This is a genomic window from Kribbella sp. NPDC050124, assembly GCF_044460355.1.
GTDB lineage: Bacteria > Actinomycetota > Actinomycetes > Propionibacteriales > Kribbellaceae > Kribbella.
Genome location: NZ_JBITJU010000018.1, coordinates 20,656 through 43,552, shown reverse-complemented (window position 1 = coordinate 43,552; position 22,897 = coordinate 20,656). Strand labels below are relative to the sequence as shown.

Annotated in this window: 22 protein-coding genes; 17 read left to right on the top strand and 5 right to left on the bottom strand. The window is 69.4% G+C overall.

Annotated elements, in window-relative coordinates:
• Positions 1-74 precede the first annotated feature (74 nt).
• The 4 genes from ACIBL3_RS32235 to ACIBL3_RS32220 all read left to right on the top strand — a co-directional run bounded on the left by ACIBL3_RS32235 (position 75) and on the right by ACIBL3_RS32220 (position 3,592).
• Positions 75-968, top strand: coding sequence for an SDR family oxidoreductase (locus tag ACIBL3_RS32235; RefSeq protein ID WP_396357545.1), 894 nt, complete (start codon positions 75-77; stop codon positions 966-968).
• Positions 965-2,101, top strand: coding sequence for a saccharopine dehydrogenase family protein (locus tag ACIBL3_RS32230; RefSeq protein WP_396357544.1), 1,137 nt, complete (start codon positions 965-967; stop codon positions 2,099-2,101). Before ACIBL3_RS32235 ends, ACIBL3_RS32230 begins: the two co-directional genes overlap by 4 nt.
• A 358-nt stretch (positions 2,102-2,459) precedes the next feature.
• Positions 2,460-2,852, top strand: a complete 393-nt coding sequence (locus ACIBL3_RS32225) for a YccF domain-containing protein (protein WP_396357543.1) — start codon at positions 2,460-2,462, stop codon at positions 2,850-2,852.
• Complete coding sequence (locus tag ACIBL3_RS32220; protein WP_396357542.1) at positions 2,849-3,592, top strand: MBL fold metallo-hydrolase; 744 nt, start codon at positions 2,849-2,851, stop codon at positions 3,590-3,592. Before ACIBL3_RS32225 ends, ACIBL3_RS32220 begins: the two co-directional genes overlap by 4 nt.
• A 6-nt stretch (positions 3,593-3,598) precedes the next feature.
• Here ACIBL3_RS32220 and ACIBL3_RS32215 read toward each other — a convergent pair whose 3' ends face one another.
• Positions 3,599-4,108 carry a hemerythrin domain-containing protein gene (locus tag ACIBL3_RS32215; protein WP_396357541.1) on the bottom strand — a complete coding sequence of 170 codons (510 nt, stop codon included), beginning with the start codon at positions 4,106-4,108 and terminating at the stop codon, positions 3,599-3,601.
• 58 nt (positions 4,109-4,166) lie between these two features.
• Here ACIBL3_RS32215 and ddaH point away from each other — a divergent pair, with 58 nt between their 5' ends.
• On the top strand, positions 4,167-4,928 hold the full coding sequence (ddaH, locus tag ACIBL3_RS32210; RefSeq protein ID WP_396357540.1) for a dimethylargininase: 762 nt from the start codon (positions 4,167-4,169) through the stop codon (positions 4,926-4,928).
• On the opposite strand, the gene ACIBL3_RS32205 is transcribed toward ddaH, so the two are convergent.
• Both ACIBL3_RS32205 and ACIBL3_RS32200 read right to left on the bottom strand, forming a co-directional pair.
• Positions 4,897-5,838 (bottom strand): hypothetical protein, encoded by a 942-nt coding sequence (locus tag ACIBL3_RS32205; protein ID WP_396357539.1) that lies wholly within the window; start codon positions 5,836-5,838, stop codon positions 4,897-4,899. The genes ddaH and ACIBL3_RS32205 overlap by 32 nt on opposite strands.
• Positions 5,831-7,186, bottom strand: coding sequence for a DNA polymerase IV (locus ACIBL3_RS32200; protein WP_396357538.1), 1,356 nt, complete (start codon positions 7,184-7,186; stop codon positions 5,831-5,833). The genes ACIBL3_RS32205 and ACIBL3_RS32200 overlap by 8 nt, the downstream gene beginning before the upstream one ends.
• 95 nt (positions 7,187-7,281) lie before the next feature.
• Between ACIBL3_RS32200 and ACIBL3_RS32195 the strand changes: the two genes are divergently transcribed.
• From ACIBL3_RS32195 to ACIBL3_RS32165, 7 genes are all read left to right on the top strand, one after another.
• Positions 7,282-8,760, top strand: a complete 1,479-nt coding sequence (locus ACIBL3_RS32195; RefSeq protein ID WP_396357537.1) for a glutamate--cysteine ligase — start codon at positions 7,282-7,284, stop codon at positions 8,758-8,760.
• A gap of 356 nt (positions 8,761-9,116) precedes the next feature.
• The gene (locus ACIBL3_RS32190; protein ID WP_396357536.1) at positions 9,117-9,530 is read left to right on the top strand and encodes a universal stress protein; all 414 of its coding nucleotides are present in this window, start codon (positions 9,117-9,119) and stop codon (positions 9,528-9,530) included.
• 1 nt (position 9,531) lies between these two features.
• Positions 9,532-10,152, top strand: coding sequence for an HhH-GPD-type base excision DNA repair protein (locus ACIBL3_RS32185; protein ID WP_396357535.1), 621 nt, complete (start codon positions 9,532-9,534; stop codon positions 10,150-10,152).
• A 245-nt stretch (positions 10,153-10,397) separates the two neighbouring features.
• Positions 10,398-11,729, top strand: a complete 1,332-nt coding sequence (locus ACIBL3_RS32180) for an RNA polymerase sigma factor (RefSeq protein WP_396357534.1) — start codon at positions 10,398-10,400, stop codon at positions 11,727-11,729.
• Between the two features lie 3 nt (positions 11,730-11,732).
• Positions 11,733-11,987, top strand: a complete 255-nt coding sequence (locus ACIBL3_RS32175; RefSeq protein WP_396357533.1) for a DUF6412 domain-containing protein — start codon at positions 11,733-11,735, stop codon at positions 11,985-11,987.
• Between the two features lie 46 nt (positions 11,988-12,033).
• Positions 12,034-12,387 carry a YidC/Oxa1 family membrane protein insertase gene (locus ACIBL3_RS32170; protein WP_396357532.1) on the top strand — a complete coding sequence of 118 codons (354 nt, stop codon included), beginning with the start codon at positions 12,034-12,036 and terminating at the stop codon, positions 12,385-12,387.
• Complete coding sequence (locus ACIBL3_RS32165; RefSeq protein WP_396357531.1) at positions 12,360-13,175, top strand: MFS transporter; 816 nt, start codon at positions 12,360-12,362, stop codon at positions 13,173-13,175. Before ACIBL3_RS32170 ends, ACIBL3_RS32165 begins: the two co-directional genes overlap by 28 nt.
• 23 nt (positions 13,176-13,198) lie before the next feature.
• On the opposite strand, the gene ACIBL3_RS32160 is transcribed toward ACIBL3_RS32165, so the two are convergent.
• The gene (locus tag ACIBL3_RS32160) at positions 13,199-14,023 is read right to left on the bottom strand and encodes a phosphotransferase (protein WP_396357530.1); all 825 of its coding nucleotides are present in this window, start codon (positions 14,021-14,023) and stop codon (positions 13,199-13,201) included.
• A gap of 242 nt (positions 14,024-14,265) precedes the next feature.
• Between ACIBL3_RS32160 and ACIBL3_RS32155 the strand changes: the two genes are divergently transcribed.
• The 5 genes from ACIBL3_RS32155 (at position 14,266) to ACIBL3_RS32135 (ending at position 20,741) form a co-directional block, all read left to right on the top strand.
• Entirely contained in the window at positions 14,266-15,516 is a 1,251-nt protein-coding gene (locus ACIBL3_RS32155; RefSeq protein ID WP_396357529.1) for a hypothetical protein, read from the top strand.
• Positions 15,517-15,588: 72 nt separating this feature from the next.
• On the top strand, positions 15,589-15,966 hold the full coding sequence (locus tag ACIBL3_RS32150) for a hypothetical protein (protein ID WP_396357528.1): 378 nt from the start codon (positions 15,589-15,591) through the stop codon (positions 15,964-15,966).
• 31 nt (positions 15,967-15,997) lie between these two features.
• Positions 15,998-17,590 carry a hypothetical protein gene (locus tag ACIBL3_RS32145; protein ID WP_396357527.1) on the top strand — a complete coding sequence of 531 codons (1,593 nt, stop codon included), beginning with the start codon at positions 15,998-16,000 and terminating at the stop codon, positions 17,588-17,590.
• A 3-nt stretch (positions 17,591-17,593) separates the two neighbouring features.
• Entirely contained in the window at positions 17,594-18,916 is a 1,323-nt protein-coding gene (locus ACIBL3_RS32140; RefSeq protein ID WP_396357526.1) for a hypothetical protein, read from the top strand.
• Positions 18,917-18,926: 10 nt separating this feature from the next.
• Positions 18,927-20,741, top strand: a complete 1,815-nt coding sequence (locus ACIBL3_RS32135) for a hypothetical protein (RefSeq protein ID WP_396357525.1) — start codon at positions 18,927-18,929, stop codon at positions 20,739-20,741.
• 728 nt (positions 20,742-21,469) lie between these two features.
• Here ACIBL3_RS32135 and ACIBL3_RS32130 read toward each other — a convergent pair.
• Positions 21,470-22,891 (bottom strand): sigma 54-interacting transcriptional regulator, encoded by a 1,422-nt coding sequence (locus tag ACIBL3_RS32130; RefSeq protein ID WP_396357524.1) that lies wholly within the window; start codon positions 22,889-22,891, stop codon positions 21,470-21,472.
• Positions 22,892-22,897: the final 6 nt, after the last annotated feature.

The following is a 22,897-nucleotide window of genomic DNA, read 5'->3' as shown; positions in this document are numbered from 1 at the left end:
GGCCAGTCTATTGAGTAAATGGTCAATACGCGATTACTGTTGAGTACCTACTCAACAAAGCTGGAGGTCCCCCGATGCGTCCGTTGCCCGGTCAGGTCGTCCTCATCACCGGAGCGTCCCGTGGGATCGGGGCTGCCGTGGCCCGCAGGCTTGCGCAGAACGGCGCGAAGCTGGCGCTGATCGGCCTGGAGCCGGACGAGCTGAAGAAGGTCGCCGAGGACTGCGGCCCGGACGCCGGCTGGTGGGAGGCCGACGTCACCGACACCGAGTCGCTGCGGACCGCGATCGAGGGCGTGGTCGAGCGGTACGGCCGGATCGACGTGGTGATGGCCAACGCCGGGATCGCAGCGCCCGGTTTCAGCCGGAGCATGGACCCGAAGGTCTGGGAGCGAGTGCTCGACGTCGACTTGTACGGCGTCTGGCGCACGGTCCACCTGACGCTGCCGCATCTGCTGGAGAGCAAGGGGTACCTGTTGCTCGTGTCCTCTCTCGCGGCGATCGTGCACATCCCCGGACTCGCGTCGTACAACGTCGCCAAGGCCGGCGTCGAGGCGATGGGTGACACGCTGCGGGTCGAACTCAAGCATCTCGGCGTCCGGGTCGGGGTGGCGCACATGACGTTCGTGGACACCGACATGGTGCGCGGGGTGGACGAGCACCCGGTGTTCGGCAAGGTGCGGACCGGGGTGCCGCTGGCCGGCAAGGTGTATCCGCTGGAGTTCGCGGTGGAGAAGTTCACCCAGGGCATCCGGAAGCGGTCGCGGACGGTGCACGTGCCGGGGTGGATCGGTGCGATGAAGGTGTTCCGCTGGCTGATCCCGCACGTGATCGAGGCCGGCTCCCGATTCAGCGTGCCGAAGGCCGACCGGGCCGCGCTGGCCGACATCCAGGCTCGCGGCGCCGCCGAGTCGACCCGGGCATCCGGCGCCGGTGGACTCGCCGACACCGAGAAGGCCGCGGGACGATGAGCCGCCAGTACGACGTGGTGCTGCTCGGAGCCAGCGGGTTCACGGGGGCGCTGACCGCGGAGTACCTCGCCGAGCACGCGCCACCGAACCTGACCTGGGCAGTTGCCGGCCGCAACAAAGCGAAGCTGGAGCGCTCCGGCAAGGACGTCCTGCACGCCGACGTCACCGACCCGCAGTCGCTCCGCGCCCTCGCCGAGTCCACACGGATCGTGGTCACCACCGTCGGCCCCTACGTCCAGTACGGCGAGGCGCTCGTGGCCGCGTGTGCGGACGCTGGGACGGACTACCTCGACCTGACCGGCGAGCCCGAGTTCGTCGACCGGATGTACGTCCGCTACCACGAGCGCGCCGTACAGACCGGTGCGCGGATCATCCACGCCTGCGGCTTCGACTCGATCCCGTACGACCTCGGCGTACAGTTCACCGTCGAGCAGTTGCCCGAGCGCGTGCCGATCCAGGTCAACGGCCTGCTCCGCGGCGGCGGGCGGCCCTCCGGCGGCACCTTCCACACTCTGATCACGGGGTTCTCCCGGCCGAAGCAGAACCTCGAGGCCCATCGCGCCCGGCGCCGCGTCGAGCCGCGTCCGGAGGACCGATCGGCGAAGGCGGTGCCGGGCAAGCTCCACCGCGAGCAAGGCTTCTGGGCGGTACCGCTGCCGACCATCGACCCGCAGATCGTCGGCTACTCAGCCCGTCTGCTCGACCGCTACGGCCCCGACTTCCGCTACTCGCACTACGCCGCGGTCAGACACTTACCGGTGGTTGCCGGAGGCATCGGTGGGGTCGCGCTCCTGTTCGCCGCCGCGCAGCTCCCGCCGGCCCGCAACGCACTCCTCAACCGTCTCAAGCCCGGCGACGGCCCGAGTCCGGAGCGCCGCGCCAAGTCGTGGTTCAACGTCCGCTTCGTCGGTCGCGGCGGCGGCAAGCAGGTGATCACCGAGGTCGCGGGCGGCGACCCCGGGTACGGCGAGACCGCCAAGATGCTCGGCGAAAGCGCCCTCTGCTTGGCCCTCGACGACCTCCCCAAAACAGCCGGCCAGACCACCACAGCCGCCGCCATGGGCCCCACCCTCCGCAACCGCCTCGTCAAAGCAGGCCTGACCTTCGCCACCCTCAGCCAAGACGACTACTAGCAGACCGTCGACACACGCACACCGCCTCCGGCGGCGGCTGCTCCCCGCGCCTTCGGCGGCGGCTGTTCCTTGCGCCTTCGGCGAGCCGCTTGAGCGGGCTCCGCTGCGGGATCGTGCTAGTCGGGGCGGCGTGCGTCTGCGCTGCAATCGGCCGGTTGAGAATCGGGACCGTGGCGGCGTGGCGGGGCCTTGAACACGTTATTGCTTGTTCGAGGGCTCCGGCTCGCGGGTCTGGACACCACAGTTGGCACAGGGGGTCAGGGGTGTGCGGTGGTTGACCCGGAGTGGGCCCGGAGTGGGCCCGGAGTTGGGGCGGGTGGGGCTGAAGAGCACCCCGGGGGGTGGCAGGCTGGAGGGTATGAGGACGCTTCTCAATGTGATCTGGCTGGTGCTGGCCGGGTTCTGGCTGGCGGTGGGGTATGCGGTCGCCGGCATCATCTGCTGCGTGCTGATCGTGACGATCCCGTTCGGCATCGCGGCGTTCCGGATCGCCGGGTACACGCTCTGGCCGTTCGGGCGGACGATCGTCGACAAGCCGTCGGCCGGCGCCGGCGCGGTGCTCGGGAACATCATCTGGCTGATCTTCGCCGGCTGGTGGCTGGCGCTCGGCCACCTCGTCACCGGGATCGCGCTGTGCGTCACGATCATCGGCATCCCGCTCGGCCTGGCGAACTTCAAGCTGATCCCGATCTCGCTGCTGCCGCTGGGCAAGGACATCGTTCCGAGCGACCAGCCGTTCGCCGTCCGGTGAGCAGACCCGCGAGGTCGCTCACCGTCCTGGGGTCGTGCGGCGCCTGGCCTGAACCCGGTCGCGCCTGCGCGGGCTTCCTCCTGGACTACGACGGCTTCAAGGTCGTCCTGGATCTCGGGTACGCCGCCCTGCCACAGCTACTCCGCCACCACCCGACCGGCGACATCGACGCGATCATCGTCACGCATCAACACCCCGACCACTGCGTCGACGTGAGCGCCCTCGCCCGAGTCCGGTACTACGAAGCACGCGAGGCGCCCCCGATCCCGCTGCACTGCCCGCCGGGCGTTGTCGACGTACTGCGAGCCCTCGAGCCGAACCCGGATCCGGCCACCGTCTTCGACATCCACGACCTCGCGACGACCACCCAGGTCGGGCCGTTCACGGTGGAGACCGTGCTCCTCCCGCACTACGTCACCAACCTGGGCGTGCGGCTGACGGCGCCGGGCCTGTCCGTCGCCTACACCGGCGACAGCGGACCCTCAGAGGACCTCGCGAAGCTTGCCCAGGGCACCGACCTGTTCATCTCCGACGCGACCCTGCAAGGCCCGTCACCACAGACCACACCCCGCTACGTGATGACCGCAACCGAAGCAGCCCGCGGCGCCTGCGAAGCGAACCGCCTGTTGCTGACGCATTTCTGGCCGGGCTCCGACCGCGCGATCTCGCTCGCCGAAGCCCGCCAGGAGTTCGACGGCAAGGTCATCGCAGCCGAGGAAGGCCTCACGATCCCGTTGTGAACCGGGTCAGGCCGATTCGACGATCTTGCGGACGTTGGCGATGTCGCCGCAGCCGGAGTCGATCAACCGGGCCCGTTCCTCGGCGAACGCGTCACCGAGTTGCCGGCGGACCTCTTCGGTCACGTCGGTCCGAGCCGGGTTGAGGACATCGCGCTCCTCCTCGTCGAGGTGGTGCAAGAGCGCCTCGGAGAGCTCGTGCAGCTTCTCGCTGAACTCCTCGCTGCCGGTGTCCTCGACCTCCATCAGCTCGAGCAAGGCCTGGTTCCCCTCGTCGTGCTCGTGCTCGGAGTGCTCGACCTCCTCGGCATCGATCGCGTCCTTGCGCCGCAGGCTCGGGTACACCTTCGACTCCTCGGCCTCCGCGTGCGCGATCAGCACCGTGGCCAGATCGGCCAGTACGGCGGACCGGTCGCTCTGCACGTCGCGCAGCTCACGCAGCGCCTCTTCGAACCACCGGTGGTCCGCGAGGATGATCTCCACCACGTCGCCACCCGTCGCCGGCAGGATCTTCGGCATTCGTTGCCCTCCGTTCTCGAAACGTCTGCCGCGCCGGTACCCCGGATAACCTGCACGCATGCCGACAGCCCTGGTCAGACAGCCCAGCCCACGCCTCGCCGACGGTCTCATCACCCACATCGAACGCAAACCGGTCGACGCCGACCTCGCCGTACGCCAATGGCACCAGTACGTCGACGCGCTCCGGGCGACCGGGTGGACGCCGGTCGAGGTGCCGGCCATCGACGAGTGCCCGGACGGTGTCTTCATCGAGGACACGATGGTCGTGTACGGCGACCTCGCGCTGATCGCCCGGTCCGGCGCCGACCAGCGCCGCCCGGAAGCCGCAGCCGCCGAGCAGACCGTGGCCGCGCAGGGCTACCGGATCGCGCACATCACCGAACCGGGAACCCTCGACGGCGGCGACGTCCTCAAGATCGGCTCCACCATCTACGTCGGACTCGGCGGCCGGACCAACGAGGAAGGCATCCGCCAACTGGCCGAGGCCTTCGGCCCGCTCGGTGCGACTGTGCGAGCCGTGCCGGTGCGCAAGGTGCTGCACCTCAAGTCCGCGGTGACCGCACTCCCGGACGGCACGGTCATCGGATACGAGCCGCTGGTCGACGATCCGCAGGCGTTCGACATCTTCAAGCCCGTCCCCGAGGAGTCCGGGTCGCACGTCGTACTGGTGGGGGAGGACCGGTTGCTGATGGCAGCCTCGGCGCCGAAGTCTGCGGCGCTCTTCGAGTCGATCGGTTACACGCCGGTCGTCGTCGACATCAGCGAGTTCGAGAAGCTCGAGGGGTGCGTCACCTGCTTGTCGGTGCGTCTGCGCGGTTGAGCAACGGACGGGCAGCCTCGGCCGCCTGCACATCCCGCTTCTTGCCCCGGGCCTCGGCGACGTCGCACGCCTCCACCAGCGCCGTGCGATAGACCGCAGTGTCCGGGTGCGAGGGGCCGAGTGCCTTGTCGGCCTCGCCGACGGTCTGGGCCAGCGCCTCGATGGCCGGCGCGATCTCGCCGCCGGCCAGCAGCGCCCGGCCCAGAGCCGCGCGATCGCGAAGGAGCTGGGGATCGTGCGGGTCGAGGTCCTGCTCGTCGACGGCGACGATGTCCGCGAGCAGCTTCGCCTCGGACCGTGGCCCGCCGACCATCAACCGTGCACCGGTCACCGCCTCGGTCGCGGCTCGGGTCAGCTCGTGGTTCGGCCCGAACACCTCCACCAGTTGAGGTGTCACCAACTCGAACCACGCGATCGCCCGGCCGTAGTTCGCAGTTGCCAGCAGCCCTTGGGCGACCCGCAGTCGCACGCGCAGCGTGGCGGGGTCGTCAGCCGGCAACGCCTTCTCCCGCTCGACCAGCGCCGACTGGTAGAACGGCAACGCCTGACCGGGCTCGCTGTCCGCCCAGTACGCCTCGGCCTGCCGGTACGACGGGTCGCTGTCGAACTCGGAGTGCTCCGTGCTCGGGGAACGCCGTACGACGCCTTGCACCGGCTGGTCGACGACCTTGCGGCCGATGTAGTTGCGGCCGCCGGTCGGGATGATCCGGAACCGGCCCTTCTTCGACACCGGGATCCACAGGACCGTCGCGTACAGCGTGCGGACCGACGACCCGCAGCTCTCGCAGACGTCACGGTGCCCTACGAAACGCGTCCCGGTCGGACCGGTGCCGGCAGGCACGCGCCACGCGGTCGACGACGCCGTACAAGCTGCACAGAACGGGTAGACCCCCCGCCGTTCCTCATTCATTCGGCCTATTGTCGTCATCTTCGGGTTCGTCGTCCTCATCGGCTCCGATGGTTGCTGCTTTGGCGAGGGCGGGATCGTCGACGGCGAAGGTTCGCACCGGGCCTGGCGGCGTGTCCGCGGTCTCGAACCGTACCGTCACCCGGCCGAGGCCGGAGCCCCAGACCCACCCGCGGCCGTAGTCCGGGTGGACGACGTCCTGGCCGGGGTAGTAGCCGCTCAGGTCGCGCGCGCGGTCGGGGAGCACGACCACTTCGGGTGCCTTGCCGTCGTCCTCGCTGTCGGTGAAGAGGTCGTCCTGGATCCAGTCGGCCAGTGACGACACGCCTACACCGAGCAACCGGATGCCGCCGGAGATATCGCTCTCCTCGAGCAGTCGGCGTGCGACCCGGGCCACCACCCGCGCGTCGTCGGTCGGCCCGGCGAGAGTGGACGACCGGGTGTGCGTGGTGAAGTCGTGCATCCGGGTCTTCACCGTCACGGTCCGGCCGGACAGCTGGGCCTTCTGCAGCCGCTCGGCGACGCGGTGCGCCATCCGGTCCGCGATGGCCGACAGCAGCGAGCGGTCGACGATGTCGGTCTCGAAGGTGTCCTCGACACTGACCGACTTGGTCTCCCGGTCGCTCACCACCGGGCGGTCGTCGGCGGCGATCGCCAACCGGTGCAGGCTCGAGCCGTGCGCCGACCCGACCTGGCGGATCAGCTCGTCCTCGTCCAGCTGCTGCAGATCCGCAACGGTCCGTACGCCGGCCATGCTGAGCCGCTGTGCGGTCGCGGGGCCGACACCCGGGATCACCGTCACCTGCATCGGCGCGAGGAACTCCGCCTCGGTCCCTGCCGGTACGACGACCACGCCGTCCGGCTTGTCGAGATCGCTGGCGATCTTCGCGATCAGCTTCGACGTCCCGGCGCCGACCGACGCGGTCAGGCCGCCACTGGCCTTGCGGATCGCGTCCTTCAGGTCCTGCGCGATCGCCTGCACGTCGTCGACCGTGAGCCCGGTCAACCCGGACGCGGCCAGGTCGATGAACGCCTCGTCCAGCGACAGCGGCTCGACCAGCGGTGACAAGGCCCGCATCTCGGCCATCACCGCCTGACTGGTCCGCCGGTACACCTCGAAGCGGGGGCCGAGGTACGCGGCGTGCGGGCACCGGGACCGCGCCTCCGCGGTCGACATCGCGGACCGGACGCCGTACTTGCGGGCCTCGTACGACGCCGTCGACACCACGCCGCGCAGACCGACACCGCCGACCACGACCGGCTTGCCTCGCAACGACGGTTTGTCGCGCTGCTCGACGGCCGCGAAGAACGCGTCCAGGTCGACATGCAGCACCGAGGGTTCACCACGCACGGCACCAGTCTCGCCGGTTGCGCCGACAAAACCGGGTACCGGTCAGGCAGACTGAAGTTACGTCGTACCCCGCACACTCCGACAGGGAGGCGCAGATGGGTGAGGAAGTCGACCGGGTGGAGTTCACCCGGGCGGACCGGACCGCGTTCCGCGGCCAGGTCCATCGCAATCTGGACGCGTTCGCACGGATGTTGCGCGAGGCCCGGTTCGCCCCGGAGCGGCCGATGACCGGGATCGAGATCGAGCTGAACCTGGTCGACGAGAAGTGCGACCCGGCGTTCAAGAACTCCGAGGTGCTGAGCGCGATCGAGGACGACGCGTTCCAGACCGAGCTCGGTCAGTTCAACATCGAGATCAACGTGCCGCCCGGGCAGATCGACGGCATCGGGCTGGACACGATGGAGGCGAACATCCGCGACAGCCTGAACGCGGCCGAGGAGAAGGCGGTGCGGACCGGCTCGTCGATGGTCATCGTCGGCATCCTGCCGACCCTGCTCACCGAGCACATCCACCGCGAGGCGCTCAGCACGAACCCGCGCTACGCGTTGCTGAACGACCAGATCTTCGCCGCCCGCGGCGAGGACGTGCACATCGCGATCGACGGCATCGAGCGGCTCGCGGTCACCGCCGACACGATCGTGCCGGAGGCGGCCTGCACGTCGACGCAGTTCCACCTGCAGGTCACGCCGGAAGCCTTCCCGCGGTACTGGAACGCGGCCCAGGCGATCTCCGGTGTCCAGCTCGCGGTCGGCGCGAACTCGCCGTTCCTGTTCGGCAAGGAGTTGATGCGCGAGACCCGGATCGCGTTGTTCGAGCAGGCTGCCGACACCCGCACGCACGAGCTGAAGACCCAGGGCGTGCGGCCGCGGGTGTGGTTCGGTGAACGCTGGATCACCTCGATCTTCGACCTGTTCGAGGAGAACTCGCGCTACTACCCGGCGCTGCTGCCGGTCACCTCCGACGAGGATCCGATCGCGGTCCTGGACCGCGGTGACACCCCAGCTCTTTCGGAGTTGCGGCTGCACAACGGGACGATCTATCGCTGGAACCGCCCCGTGTACGACGTTGTCCGGGAGAAGCCGCATCTGCGGGTGGAGAACCGGGTGCTGCCGGCCGGCCCGACGGTCGTCGACACGATGGCCAACGGCGCCTTCTACTTCGGCCTGGTCCGGGCGCTGGCCGACGACGAGCGGCCGATCTGGTCGCAGATGTCGTTCAGCGCGGCCGAGGAGAACTTCCACGAGGCGGCTCGGCACGGCATCGACGCCGAGGTCTTCTGGCCGGGTGTCGGTACCGCGCGCGCGACCGAGCTTGTGCTAAGACGCCTGCTGCCGTTGGCCTCTCGTGGTTTGGACGCGTGGGGTGTGGACGCCGCCGTACGCGATCGGCTGCTCGGCATCATCGAGCAGCGCTGCCTCACCAACCGCAACGGCGCCGCCTGGCAGGCCGACGAGTTTCACCGACTGTATACAAGGGGTCCGCACGGTCGCCGGGACGCGTTGCGCGGCATGCTCCGCCGGTACTCCGAGCACATGCACGAAAACACGCCTGTGCACGCGTGGCCGATCGACTGAACCGGTTAGTAGATCCGGGACAACGTAGGACAGCGACGGTCACGCTGCGTCGGGTGCCCAAGGCAACTGGGTGGGGAGTTCGATAACGACCCGGACTACAGGGGTGGCGCGTTGGGTGACAGCCCTGCAAAGGTGTGGCCACCGGAAGGTTAGAGAGTGCCGACGCGGGTAGTACTCGGGCACCGGCGTGGCTGCCACAACGGTGGCCGGGCCGGTGGTGGAGTACTACCCGCACGACGATCAGCCCTCCGTCACCGTCGCGACACAACAGGTGCAAATGCAGCGGATGCCGACCACGGTCGGGAGCAGTATCGTTCGGAACGGGTCGACACGACACCCGGAGGTGAGGCAGGGCGATGACGACCATCGTCGTGGGTTACGTGCCGAAGGCCGAGGGCCGTGCAGCCCTTCGGCGAGCGGCCGAAGAGGCAACGCTTCGTGAAGCCAAGCTCGTGGTGGTGAACTCGCACCGGGGCGGACGTAGCTTCGACAGCGACGAGGCCGCGGCGAGCGATGCCGCGTTGGCGGAAGTGCGGGAGCAGCTCGACTCGACCGGCGTGCCCTACGAGGTGCGGCAGCTGGTGCGTGGACTCGATCCGGCGGAGGACCTGGTGGCCGTCGCCGAGCAGGTGCACGCCGAGTTCATCGTGATCGGCCTGCGCCGCCGGTCCCCGGTCGGCAAGCTCATCCTCGGCAGCAACGCCCAGCGGGTGCTGCTCGACGCTCCGTGTCCGGTGCTGGCCGTGAAGGCCGACGAAGGGGAGGACTGAGGTGACTTCGACACGCAGCAAGAAGCTGTGCCTCGCACAGCAGCCCGACGCCGACGAGATGCTGAGCAGAGATCCGTTCGCACTCCTGGTGGGCATGCTGCTCGACCAGCAGATTCCGATGGAGCGGGCGTTCGCGGGCCCGGTCGCGATCGCGAAGCGGATGGCCGGACCGTTCGACCCGTCCACGGTCGCGCACTACGACCCGGACGCGTTTGTCGAAGTGGTGGCCGGCCCGCCGGCCGTGCACCGGTTCCCGACCGCGATGGCGGCCCGGATCCAGACCCTGGCCAAGCACCTCGACGAGGAGTACGGCGGTAACGCCTCGTCCCTGTGGTCCGATGTGAAGTCCGGGGACGACCTGCTGGCCAGGCTGTCGGCCCTGCCGGGCTTCGGCGCGCAGAAGGCGAAGATCTTCGTCGCGCTGCTCGGCAAGCAACTGAAGGTCCGGCCGCGGGGCTGGCGCGAGGCATCCGAGCCGTACGGCGAGGACGGCGCGTTCAAGTCCGTCGCGGACGTGATCGACGTGGCGTCGCTGGTGAAGGTGAGGCAGTTCAAGCAGGAGCAGCAGCTGGTTCAGCAGCGGGTGGTGGCGCGTCCGCTGCGGCGGACCCGCAACGGCTAGGCGGCTGAGAACGGCACCTTTGAACGTTGAAGTGCTCAGGCCCCGACCGGGCGGGAAGGACCGTCCGGGAGGGGCCTGAGCATGTCGTTCGGGGGGTCGCGGCGCGCTTGGACTTGGCTCGCGGATTACAATGTAGTGTTGCCGCCGCCTGACCAGCGAGCAGCCGCACACCGTCGTACCCCGAAGCACTCGCATCACCGCCGTAACGCCGTATTACAAACCCTGCGTCAGACGAGAGGTAATTCGTGTCGTCCAGCTCGTCCGAGAATCTTCCCGCCGAGTCAGCCCGGGCAGTGGCCGCCACCGCCCGCAGCACGGCTCCGAGGACCAGCGCCCGAGTGACCGACCCTGCTGCCAAGAAGGCGGCAGTGAAGAAGGCCGCGGCTCAGCCCGCCGGCACCAAGGAGGACGGTATCCCCGCGAAGAAGGCCGCCGCCGCCAAGAAGTCGCCGGCGAAGAAAGCCGTCCCTGGCAAAGTCACTGAGGCTGGTTTGTCGATCGATCCCAAGACCGGCAAGCCGCGCTCGCTCGACGACGTGGACGAGTCCGACTTCAAGCCCGACGCGGTGCAGGGGCTGGAGAAGGAGCTGACCGAGGACGAGGGTTTCGTCGTCTCCGAGGCCGACGAGACCGACGAGCCCGAGCAGCAGGTGATGGTCGCCGGGGCCACCGCGGACCCGGTCAAGGACTACCTGAAGCAGATCGGCAAGGTCCCGCTGCTGAACGCCGAGCAGGAGGTCGAGCTCGCCAAGCGGATCGAGGCCGGCCTGTTCGCCGAGGAGCAGCTCGGTGACGAGGCCGCCAAGCTCAAGGACAAGGTCCGCGACGAGTACGACTGGATCTCCGAGGACGGCCGGCGGGCCAAGAACCACCTGCTCGAGGCCAACCTGCGCCTGGTGGTGTCGTTGGCCAAGCGCTACACCGGTCGCGGCATGCTGTTCCTGGACCTGATCCAGGAGGGCAACCTGGGCCTGATCCGCGCGGTGGAGAAGTTCGACTACACCAAGGGCTACAAGTTCTCGACGTACGCCACCTGGTGGATCCGGCAGGCGATCACCCGCGCGATGGCCGACCAGGCCCGGACCATCCGGATCCCGGTGCACATGGTCGAGGTCATCAACAAGCTCGCCCGCGTGCAGCGGCAGATGCTGCAGGACCTCGGTCGCGAACCCACTCCGGAAGAGCTCGCCAAGGAGCTCGACATGACCCCGGAGAAGGTCATCGAGGTGCAGAAGTACGGCCGCGAGCCGATCTCGCTGCACACCCCGCTCGGTGAGGACGGCGACTCCGAGTTCGGCGACCTGATCGAGGACTCCGAGGCGATCGTGCCGGCCGAGGCGGTCTCGTTCACGCTGCTGCAGGAGCAGCTGCACGCCGTCCTGGACACGCTGTCCGAGCGCGAGGCCGGTGTGGTCTCGATGCGCTTCGGCCTCACCGACGGCCAGCCGAAGACCCTGGACGAGATCGGCAAGGTGTACGGCGTGACCCGCGAGCGGATCCGCCAGATCGAGTCCAAGACGATGTCCAAGCTGCGCCACCCGTCCCGCTCCCAGGTCCTCCGGGACTACCTGGACTGATCGATGACTCACGTGGTCGCCGGCGTGGTTGCGCTGGCGATCCCTGTCTTCGATACGGCTTCTCTGGCCGCCGCCGTGCTGATGGCGGCGGCCTTGCTGTTCACGTTGCTGCTGGTCGCCCGCGCGTCCGCGCCGGCGACGGCTCCGCTGCGGGCGATCGCGGTGTCGGTCCGGCACCGCGCGGAGGAGACTGCGTTCCTGCGGCTCCGCGACCCGGACGCGGCCGGTCGTCCACGCCCACGAGCACCAGGACGGTAGCGAGCAGTTCCGCTACCTGTTCCTACTCACCTCGTGGAGTCTTGCTGTGCCTTCCTTTCTGGAGGCACCGGTCGCCGGTGCCTATCACCTGATCTCGTCTCTCGTCACCGCCATCGAACCGCTGGCCGGCGCCTACGCCGCCGTGGTCGCGATCGTCTTGTGCACCCTCGCCGTGCGCCTGCTGCTCCTGCCACTCAGCCTCCGGGCGCATCGCGGCATGCGCGCACGGGCCGCACTGATGCCGCAACTGAAAGCGATCACCGATCGCCATCGGGACAACCCGGAGCGACTGCAGCGGGAGGTCGCCAAGCTGCAGGCCGAGTCGGGGACGACGTTGTTCGCCGGCTGCCCGAGCACGGGATCCACTGGCCGATGCTGGCGGTTGCCGTGGCCGGTCTGACCGCGTTCGTGGTGTGGGAGCTGCGGACGGCGGTGCCGATGGTTCCGCTGGAGCTGTTCCGGGACCGCAACTTCAGCGGCGGCAGCCTGTCGCTCGTGCTGGTGCAGATCGCGAACGGCGGCCTGATCCTGGCGCTCACGCAGTACCTGCAGTTCGTGCTGGGCTACTCGCCGACCAAGGCCGGTCTGGCGCTGGCGCCGATGGCGATCGCGGTCATCTTCGTCAACGGCATCGGGGCCACGCTCGGGCAGAAGATCGGCAACCGTCCGATGACCGTCGTCGGCCTGATCGGGCTCGCCGGTGGGTTCTGGGTGATGTCGACGCTGTCCGCGGACGACGGCTTCGGCATGGTGACGATCGCGCTGGCGGTCTTCGGCGTCGGCGCCGGACTGGCCCAACCGGCGGCGACCGCTGCGTTGATGGGCTCGGTCCCGCACGAGCACGCCGGCGTCGGCTCTGCGCTGAACGACACCGTCCAGCAGGCCGGTGCCGCACTCGGCATCGCAATCCTCGGCTCCGCCCTGGCGAGCAACTTCACCGGCCGGATGCCCGAGGGGACGCCGGAAGCCGCTCGCGGATCGATCGGTGAGGCGCTGGCCGTGGCCGCAAGCACTGGCGACAACGCGCTCGCGGAGCTTGCCAAGACCACCTTCGCCAACGCGATGTCCGGCACCTTCGTCGCCAGCGCGATCGCCGTCCTCGGCGCCTCGGTCATCGCCTTCGCTCTGATCCGCGACAAGAAGAAGCCCGCGGACACGACCACCGAAATCCTCGTCTCCACCCTCTGACAGTTGCCATCGGCAAGAACTGTCTAGTGGGGTGCGGTCAGGGCTGTGGTGATGGCGTCGGCCTCGGACTCGAGCCAGGACTGACGGGACGTGATCTTGTCGCCGACGCCTTCGTCCCACATCCGCTGCCAGCCGCCGCCGAGGGTCTCGGCCCGGTACTTCATCAGATGCCACGCCCGTGCGTTGAGAGCGATGGCCAACTCCATCAGCCGGAGCCGATCGGATCCGGACATGCCGTAGGTGTCGGCGATCAGGCGGCAGCGGCGCCGGTGGTCCAGACCGCGCAGTTCGGGGTCGAGATCCGCATCGGCCCCGAACGGCGCCCACCACAGCATCAGGTTGACCAGGTCGCGCACCCGGCTGACCGGACGGGCCATGTCGAAGTCGATCAGGGCGAACGCCCTGCCGTCGCGGAAGACGACGTTCTCCGGCGTGATGTCCTGATGGCCGACGAGCTCCGGGGCGTCGTCGATCGCGGGCAGGCCGGACGGCTCGACCGCCGGCGGGAGGTCGCTGGGGATGCCGAAGCTCACGACGGCGTCGTGGTACGCGCGAACCAGTTCGGCGACCGAGATCATCCGGTCCTCGTCCGCGATCCAGTCCGGTCGTGGCCGCCCGGCGACCTCGCCGTCGACGTACGTCAGCACCTCGCGATCGGCCGGATCCACTCCGAGGAAGCGCGGCGCCCCCTCGAACCCGACCGACTCCAGGTGCTTCAGCAGCGCCCTGACCATCTCGGCGCGCTCACCGGGCGGTCGCCGTACGGTGTCGCCGACGCGGACCAGGCCCTCGGTCACGTCGCCGCCGACCAGGGGAATCTCGTCGCCGTCCTCGGTCCAGATCTGCACGATCCTCCATTCCACAGAGCCAACGATTTGTCTTGACATGTGTCGCGAGCTACCTGGAGCCAGCCGCACGCGGTTCCTGATCTTAGGACTCGCGTTCATAGGACCGTCACTGAATTACCTGGACCGTTGCCTGAGGCAATAGACAGGTTCTGACCGAGGGCTTGGCGGGGCGGGGCGGCGGCTGGCACGCTTCTTGCAGGGGACAGTGGGGGAGCGCTTGTCCTCGGGGGGAGTGGTCGCGCATGACTCTGTCGTTCGAACTCGCCATGACGCCCAGGTTCGGGCTCGAGGTGTCGCCGGCGCTGGTGACGTTCGGTGAGCTGCTGATGCTGCCGTACGCCGCGATGCAGTCGGTGGTCGCCGACGAAGTGAGTACGAACGACGCACTGGAGCGAGTCGACGCCACTGGCTGCCCGGTCTGCCGCACGAGCTGGCTGAGCAGATGTCCCGCGTGCTCGCCGCCGACACGCAGCGCGTCGGGCCCGGTCGGACTTGCGGCCGATGCAGCGGTCGACGAGCCGGACACGGTCGCGTTGCTGCGAGCGGTCCGGCTCGAGTTGGCGCCCGGCGACTGCCTGGTCGCGGAGTGCCTGATCGACTGTCTCGATCAGCACGGTCTGCTGGACTGCTCGGTCGCACAGTTCGCCGCCGAGTTCGGCGTCCCGGAGCCGGTGGTGAGCCGGGTCCTGGACGTGATCCGGCGGTGCGCGCCGCCCGGTGTCGGAGCGACGAGCGTCAACGAGTGCCTGCTCCTGCAGTTGGACGCTCTGGACCTGGACGACGAGTGCACCCAGCTGGCCCGAGCGGTCATCGCAGATCACCTGGAGGGGCTGGCCCGTGGTCACTTCGCCTCGATCGCGACCGCGCTTGGCGTCTCGCGGCAGGAGGTGAAGCGGGTGCTCGACCTGATCAGGGATCGCCTGCGCCCGTATCCGGCGTTCCACGGCAACACAGCGGTGCGTACGGCGTACGTCGTACCGGACATCGTGGTGCGGTCCGAGGACGGGCAATTCGTGGTCGAGTTGGTTGAGCCGGAGTTGACCAGGCTGCGGATCCGGGACGGTCGTGATGGTGTGTCGTCGGCCCGGTCGTTCGTGTCGCAGTTGCGTGACCGGTGGGACACGTTGCAGCGGGTCGCGGAGTACGCCGTACATCGGCAGCGCGGTTTCCTGCTGGAGGGTGACGGTGCCTTGGAGTCGTTGACTCGGGCGGAGGTCGCGGTGGCGCTCGACGTGCATGAGTCGACGGTGAGCCGGGCGGTGGCGGGGAAGTACGTGCTGCTGCCGGACCAGCGGCTGGTGGCGCTGTCGCGGTTCTTCGGTGCAAGCGGTGGGATCGACTACGTGTTGCGGGAGCTGCTCGAGTCCGCGGATGGTCCGCTCACCGACCAGCACCTGGCGGACCGGCTGCAGGCGAGGGGTTATCCGATCGCCCGCCGTACCGTCGCCAAGCACCGCGCTCGGCTCGGATTCGCGGCGGTCTCGCTGCGCTGAGCCGGATGGCACGGTTCTTGCAGAGATCCAGGGTGTGGCCGAGGGCCGGCCGTCCCTGGAGGTGTGGAGCCAGTGAGCAGCCACCTGACCGTGCGGCAGACGGAGCTGGCCTCGGAGCTGCTCGGCGTCGCCAGTGATCGCGAGCTGACCGAGTTCCTCGGCGGACTCGTGACCGAGACGGCCTGGCGACTGGGCGAGTTGCCGCCCGGCACACGGCACCGGCTGGTGCAGCAACTCCAGCGGACGGTGGCCGACACCGTGCCGACCGTCGCCGCGCTGGTCGGAAGCGGCCGGGCGGTCGACGCGACGGCCGCGGCCCGCTGGTACGGGCTCGAGCTGGAAGGCATGAGCGCGGAGGACCGGGACTACGAGATCGCGCGGCAGTTCGTCCGCCTCGCCCAGGCGGAGATCGCCGCGGCGGCCGGGAACCGGCCGCGCCGGACCACGTGACAGGCGGACGAGAGGGCGGAAGGGGCTCCAGATGTTCGAGACGAGTGCACCGACGGCGGAGTACGGCGGGGGCGCGTACGGCGAGGCGTCGTACGGAGAGACCTCGTACGGAGAGGCGCCGTACGGAGAGGCGCCGTACGGAGAGGCGCCGTACGGCGAGGGCCCGTACGAAGGCGAAGGCATGTACGAGGGCGAGGGCATGTACGAAGGCGAAGGCATGTACGAGGGCGAGGGTGCCTACGAAGGCCCGTACGAGGGCGAAGGGATGTACGAAGGGGAGGGCGCCTACGAGGGCTCGTACGAGAGCGAAGGCATGTACGAGGGCGAGGACGAGGGGCCGTACGAAGGCGAGGAAGAGGGGCCGTACGAAGGCGAAGGCGAGGACGAGGGCGAGGGCGAGGAGCAGTTCCTGCCGTTGATCCCGATCGCCGGCAAGGTCCTCGGCGGGCTGCTCGGCGGCCTGCTGAAGGAAGGCGAGAGCGAGGGCGAGGAGGAGTACGGCGCTCAGGGCGAAGCCGGCGAGGCCGAGGAGCAGTTCCTGCACAAGATCCTCGGCAAGGTGCTCGGCGGCGAGATGGAAGCCGGCGCCTCGCCGTTGTCCGAGGCGCAGGAGATGGAGTTCGCCGCGCGCTTGCTCGAGGTGCAGAACGACCAAGAGCTCGACCAGTTCCTCGGCGGCCTCGTCAACACCATCGGCAAGGTCGTTCAGGGCGTCAGCCGGGCCGCGAGCTCACCGCAGGGACAAGCGCTGATCCGCTCGATCAAACCGCTGGCCAAGGCCGCGCTTCCGGCCGTCGGTGGCGCGATCGGCACCTTCGTCGCACCGGGCATCGGCGGACAGATCGGGCGCACGATCGGTTCAGCGGCGAGCTCCTTGTTCGAGACCGAGAGCTCGGGGATGAACCCGGAGCAGCAGGATTTCGAGGTCGCGCGCAGGTTCGTCCGGATGGCCGCGTCGGCTGCGCAGGACGTGGCAACCGCACCGCCTGGCGCGCCCGCCGAGCTGGTCGGCGAGCTGAGCATCTTCCGCGCTGCGCGCAGGTTCGCGCCGTCGCTGTACCGCCGTGGCCTGCGATCCATCTCGCCGTTGGCACGCAGCATCTTCCGCGGCGGCTACGGATACCGGCGCCCCTACGGTCGTCGCTACGGGTACGGCTACCGCCGCTTCGGCCCGCGCTACCGCGGCTACCCGCGCTACGGCTACGGCTACGGCTACCGCCGCTACGGGCCGCGCTACCGCTCCTACGGTTACCCTGCGCCGACGTACGGCGCCCCCGAGCCGGCACCCGAGCCCGCTGCTCCCGAACCGCCACCGCAGCCAGGCTTCCGCTGGGTGGCCGTACCGATTGGTGAGCCGGCACCACCACCCCCATCGCCCGAACCTGCCCCGCCGGCCGGACCACCAGAGGGTGCCGCGCCCGAGGGGTCCGCGCCTACCGCCGGTCAGAGCGAGTTCGGCCGGTACCGCGGCGGCTACGGCCGACGTCGGCGCGGCGGGTACGGCGGGTACGGCGGCTACCGTGGCGGCTACTGGGGTGGCGGGAGCAGCAGCGACGACGGCGACGGGGGCAGCAGCGGACGGTGGGTTCGCCGCGGCGGCCGGATCATCCTGATGGACGTCTGAGTCATGACCATCGACCAGCCCGCGCCCTGGCTCCTGGAGCAGGAGACCCGAGCCATGCTGACCAGGCTCGCGCTGGTCGAACCGTTCGTGCTCCAAGAGACCTGTGTCGCGGCTGCCGCGCTCTCGCCGGCGGCCCTGTCCGGGATCGAGCAACACCTGATCGCCGGGCGGCACGACGTACGCAACCGCGCGCTCGAGCTCATCGCCTGGTTGCGTGGCCCAGGCGCGGCGGCCACACCGGCCGAGCAGCAGCGGCGGTTCTGGACCTTGCGGCTGGCCTTCCAGGACGCGCTCGGCCAGTTCGACCTGTTCTCCGAAGTGGTCACCCAGCGAAGCGAACGCGACAACGGCGTCCTGTTGGCCGGACTGGACGTGGCAGCGGCCGAGGCCTTGCGCTTGCCGGTCAGGTACTTCGACTCGCCACCCGTGGTCTGCTCACTGCACCGCGGGCTCGGCGGTGCGATTCGCCGGGCGCGCACCAGGCTGCCCGGCGGCGGTGACAACCCGGTCGCACTCATCCGGATCCCTCGGGAACGCATGATCGGTTACGGCATCGCGTCGTCGCTGGTGCACGAGGTCGGTCATCAGGCCGCGGCGTTGCTCTGCCTGACCGAATGCGTGCGGGAGCGGCTCGGGGGCCGGCGCCCGGCGAAGCGCCGCTCGTGGGCGCTGTGGGCACAGTGGGTGCCCGAGATCGTCGCCGACCTGTGGAGTATCGCGAGGATCGGCATCGGTTCCACGCTCGGCCTGGTCGGTCTGGTCAGCCTGCCCCGCGGGTTCGTCTTCCGGCCGCCCGACGAGGATCCGCATCCGATCCCGTGGTTGCGGGTGCTGCTGAGCTGCGCGATCGGCGACCGGCTCTACCCGGACCCGCAATGGAACCGGCTGGCCGCGGTGTGGCAGTCGATGTACCCGATCGCCGGGATCCGGCCGGAGATCCGCGCACTGATCGACGAGCTGCGCGCGACCATGCCCGACTTCATCTCGATCCTGGTCGGCGTCCGGCCGCAGCGACTCCGCGGTCGCACGCTGGGCGCCGTACTGCGCAATCCCCAGGTGCAGCGCGAGGCGTTGCTGGACCGCTTCCTGGACTGGCGAACCGAGCCGGACCGGATGGCGCTGGCGCCGCCGACGCTCGCCTTCGCGGTGCTGGGCCAGGCCCGCGCGAGCGGCCTGCTCTCACCTGAGCGCGAGAGCAGCCTGCTGCGGCGGCTGATCATCGCGTGGGCCGTCAACAGCGCACTCGCGACCGCGCGGGCCGGCGGACGGGCCGACGCCGGCATGTACCTGGGCCAGCCAATCATCTGGTCCGACGCAACCAACTGAAGGAATCCCGATGCCTAGAACCGCAGTACTACCAGGCCAGAACCTCAACACCGGCGAGGTCGACTTGACCGCGAGCCCGATGCGGATCACCCAAGGCGGCGTGGTCAGGCTGACCGCCACCGTGGCCCTCACCGGCAAGCACAAGGCGCGCTGGACCGTCACCGGCCCAGCTGTGCTGGCTGATCAGGACCTGCCGATCACGGTACTCGGCACGGCCATCGTCCACGGTGAGATCGATCTGCCGTCCCCGGGGCCGACCGTCATCGAGGCGACTCTGCACACCGGTTCGCTGGACGTGGGCGCCTGGACGGTCGGAATCGAGCTGACGCCGGAAGGCAGTAAGCCGTCAGTGGGCAGGAGCAGTGCGAACTACTACGGCGACGAGGCAGGCCCGATCGAGGTGTCGCAGCGGCCGTTCGCCGCCGGGGACGACGTCTCGGTGACGATGAAGCGGACCGCGGTGGCTGCGACCGAGGACCAGTCGCTGTGGGTGGCCGTCCGGAACAGCACCAACGCTCTCGGCTTCGACAACTACAGCAAGTTCCTGGATCGGGTGATGTGCGGTGACGGCCCGGGCGGGGAGGTCAAGGAGACGCTGCACAAGGTCAAGCGCCGTACGGCGTTGCCGTTCCCCAACGTGGATCGCTACCGGCTGCTGAAGGCGGCGACCGAGGTCTTCCTGATGCTGCACTGTGGTGTCGACGCGGACGGGTTCAGCCGGTTGAAGCTGGACCTGAACGAGGAGAGCCGGCGGCTGCAGCGCACGGTCCGGCCGGGTGACATCGAGGCGCAGTGGCGCGAGTACCTGGTCCGGGTCGCCACCGGTGACGATTCCGCGCTGGAGATCCTGCCGTATCTGGAGCTGATCCGGGCGAAGTTGCGCGACGTCGACGTGGTCGGGTTCGGCCGGCGCAACGACGAGGCCGAGGTGTGCTTCGGCATTCTCGCCGACAAGCTCTCGAACCCGTGCTTCCTCGAGCTGCTGTGGTCGTACTGGAACGACGAGTCCGGGCTGGTCCAGACCATCAACGCGATCACCTGGCGATTCCAGAACCGCCGGCACGGCGGGCCCGGCCGGGATCCGCTGGCCGGCCTGGAGATCGATCCGTTGCGGCCGCTGAACAACCTGCTCTGGGGCTGGATCCAGGACGCGCAGCACCGGCTCACCACGACCCGCCGGGCCTACGAGTACGACCACCACTACGGGCTGGTGCTGGCCTCCCGGCAGGGCCCGCCGGTCCGCGGCGCCGACTCGCGGTCCCGGTTCGTCGAGGCGCTGCACAACCTGCTGCGGCTGTGCGCGATCTTCTACCACTACGACGACGACACCACCCGGATCGCGGACGGCTTCAGCGTGCTGAACGCACTGAAGGAGACCCACCTGCTGCTCACCCAGGGCCAGCACAACCAGTACGGCGACCTGCCCTGGACAGCCCGGCACGAGATGCTGATGAACCAGTGGATCCTGGCCAGGCCGGAGATGCGCGACTTCCTGCCGACCCGGACCATGGTCGCCTACCCCGAGGCCTGGATGGACCGGGTCGAGGCGATGAACAAGCTGCAGGGCGGCTCGGACGCGTCGGTGCTGCACTTCCGCGACCTGGCCGTGTTCGGCGAGCAGCTCCTGCTCGGCATCCGGTTCGGCGCGTGGACCAAGGTGATCGAGCCGGACAAGGCGGCGAACTGGGCACGCTACTGGCGGGCCGAGGTCCAGGGCTACATCCACTCCTACCGAGCGGTGACCGGTGTCGACCTGACCCAAGGCGTCGACGGTTCGATGCCGGCGTACCACCTCCGCAGGCGGTACGGCGCTTACCGCGGCTGATCGTGATGCGCCGCGGGCGAGGTCCGTCCCGGGGCCGGCCGGCAGTGCCGATCATCGACGCGCACTGCCACGCCGGCCCCGGCGACGGCTTCACCGGGCCGTGGGACAGCTCGGCGCCGCTCACGTCGTACCTGCGCCGCTGCGACGCCGCGGGGATCAGCAAGACGAACTTGCTGGCCGCGTTTCACTCGGACTACGGCCTCGCGAACGAGGAGGTCGGGAGGATCGTCGCGTCCGACCCGCAACGGTTCTACGCGTTCGCCTTCGTGCATGCCGAGCGAGACCGTGGCCGGATCCTCCCGCTGGTTCGTCGCGCCGTCAGGGGTCTCGGCTTCTGCGGAATCAAGGTGCACCGCCACGATGCCCGGATCACCCGGGAGATCTGCGAGGTCGCCAGGTTGCTCCGGCTGCCGGTCATGTACGACGTGGTCGGTGAGGTGGCCTCAGCGGGACTGCTGGCCGCCGAGTTCCCCGACGTGAACTTCATCGTCCCGCACCTGGGGAGTTTCGCGGACGACTGGAGTGCGCAGCTGGCCTTGACCGGCATGCTCGCCGAGCACCCGAACCTGTTCACCGACACCTCCGGCGTACGGCGCTTCGACCTGTTGGTGACCGCGGTCCGGCGCGCCGGACCGGCCAAGGTGTTGTTCGGATCGGACGGCCCGTGGCTGCATCCCGGGCTCGAGCTGGAGAAGATCCGGCTGCTCGGCCTGTCGCCGGAGGCGGAGTCACTCGTCCTGTCCGGCAACTTCCTCCGCCTGACCGGGCCCGCGCGCCGCGCCCGGCTGTCGACGGGCGATCGATCGCTTCGCCCGCTGGAGCTGCCAGAGCCAGACGCGGCGAGCCGGCACGCCTAGCAGCCCGGCTGCCGCCTGGACGTCGTCACCGCTGTCGGCGAGGGCGAACCGCATGGCCGCCCAAGCCACCGCCGAGGTGATCTCGTCGAGGGTGGCGCCCCGGACCAGCGATCTGCGCACGCTGTCGTCCAGGCCGCGGTCCTTCCAGGCCGGTCCGTCCGGCCGGGCCGGGCGTTCGTGCTCCGGGATGTCCCCGACCGTGACGAAGCCGTCGGTGAGGTGGCGGTGGACGATCTGCAGGGCGAGGCTGCGCAGGTCGCGCACGTTGCCGGGATAGGCCCTGGTGAGGAGCAGGTCGCGGACGGCGTCCTCGATCTCGGGCGGCTCACGGTCCGGGTACACCTGGCGGAAGAAGTGCCGGAACAGCGGGACGATGTCCTCGGGGCGTTCGCGCAGGCTGGGCAGGTGCAGGGTGCTGCCGGCGATCCGGTAGTAGAAGTCGTTGCGGAAGCTGCCGTCCGCCCGGGCGGCGCTCAGGTCCCGGTTCGTCGCGCAGACGAGCCGGAAGGTGCTCTTGCGCCACAGGTTGCTGCCGACCCGCTTGTACGTGCCCTCCTGGATGACGCGCAGCAACTCGGCCTGCAGCGGGACCGGAAGCTCGCCCACCTCGTCGAGGAACAGGGTTCCACCGTCAGCCAGTTCGAACGCGCCCGCCCGGGCACTGGCGGCTCCGGTGAACGCGCCCTTCTCGTGGCCGAAGAACTCGCTGCCCGACAACGACGGAACGACCGTACTGCAGTCGAGGACGACCAACTGCCCCTTGCCCGGGCGCGGGTCGAGCTCGTGGATGAACTCCGCGACGCGTTCTTTCCCGGTCCCGCTCTCGCCGGTGATCAGCACCGCGGCCGACGTGAAGCGCGCGATCTCGACGGCCTCGCGCAGTACCGCTTGCCAGACCGCGCTGTCGCCGACCAGGAACTGCTGCACATGGCTGCACATGACCAGTTCGTCGATGGTCTGCCAGCGGCGCAGCCGGTCCGCGACGTGCTGCGCCGACTCGGCCGGATCGCGCCAGGTGAACACGTCGGAGGCGCCCGCCCGCAGCAGCCCCCAGCTGTCGTCGCCCCGCAGTCCACCGGCGGTGGAGAGGGCGAGCACCCGTCCCGGCAGCGTTGCCGCCAGCTCATTGATGCCGGCGGCAACATCCGGGGTGGCGGCGCCGAAGACCACCAGCCCGTTGTCCGCGGTTCCAGGTTCGGGCTCGGTCAGCTTGACGTCCAGCGCCTCGAGACCGTGCTGCACCGTCCGGACTGCCGCGTCCGGCGCTCCGATGACCTTGATCCAGGCATCCACTGGATT

Excerpts from the sequence above, each read along its gene's own strand:
- ACIBL3_RS32235 (WP_396357545.1), top strand. The coding sequence starts at position 75 with ATGCGTCCGTTGCCCGGTCAGGTCGTCCTCATCACCGGAGCGTCCCGT.
- ACIBL3_RS32230 (WP_396357544.1), top strand. The coding sequence starts at position 965 with ATGAGCCGCCAGTACGACGTGGTGCTGCTCGGAGCCAGCGGGTTCACG.
- ACIBL3_RS32225 (WP_396357543.1), top strand. The coding sequence starts at position 2,460 with ATGAGGACGCTTCTCAATGTGATCTGGCTGGTGCTGGCCGGGTTCTGG.
- ACIBL3_RS32215 (WP_396357541.1), bottom strand. The coding sequence starts at position 4,108 with ATGCCGAAGATCCTGCCGGCGACGGGTGGCGACGTGGTGGAGATCATC.
- ddaH (WP_396357540.1), top strand. The coding sequence starts at position 4,167 with ATGCCGACAGCCCTGGTCAGACAGCCCAGCCCACGCCTCGCCGACGGT.
- ACIBL3_RS32205 (WP_396357539.1), bottom strand. The coding sequence starts at position 5,838 with ATGAATGAGGAACGGCGGGGGGTCTACCCGTTCTGTGCAGCTTGTACG.
- ACIBL3_RS32195 (WP_396357537.1), top strand. The coding sequence starts at position 7,282 with ATGGGTGAGGAAGTCGACCGGGTGGAGTTCACCCGGGCGGACCGGACC.
- ACIBL3_RS32190 (WP_396357536.1), top strand. The coding sequence starts at position 9,117 with ATGACGACCATCGTCGTGGGTTACGTGCCGAAGGCCGAGGGCCGTGCA.
- ACIBL3_RS32175 (WP_396357533.1), top strand. The coding sequence starts at position 11,733 with ATGACTCACGTGGTCGCCGGCGTGGTTGCGCTGGCGATCCCTGTCTTC.
- ACIBL3_RS32165 (WP_396357531.1), top strand. The coding sequence starts at position 12,360 with ATGCTGGCGGTTGCCGTGGCCGGTCTGACCGCGTTCGTGGTGTGGGAG.
- ACIBL3_RS32155 (WP_396357529.1), top strand. The coding sequence starts at position 14,266 with ATGACTCTGTCGTTCGAACTCGCCATGACGCCCAGGTTCGGGCTCGAG.
- ACIBL3_RS32145 (WP_396357527.1), top strand. The coding sequence starts at position 15,998 with ATGTTCGAGACGAGTGCACCGACGGCGGAGTACGGCGGGGGCGCGTAC.
- ACIBL3_RS32140 (WP_396357526.1), top strand. The coding sequence starts at position 17,594 with ATGACCATCGACCAGCCCGCGCCCTGGCTCCTGGAGCAGGAGACCCGA.
- ACIBL3_RS32135 (WP_396357525.1), top strand. The coding sequence starts at position 18,927 with ATGCCTAGAACCGCAGTACTACCAGGCCAGAACCTCAACACCGGCGAG.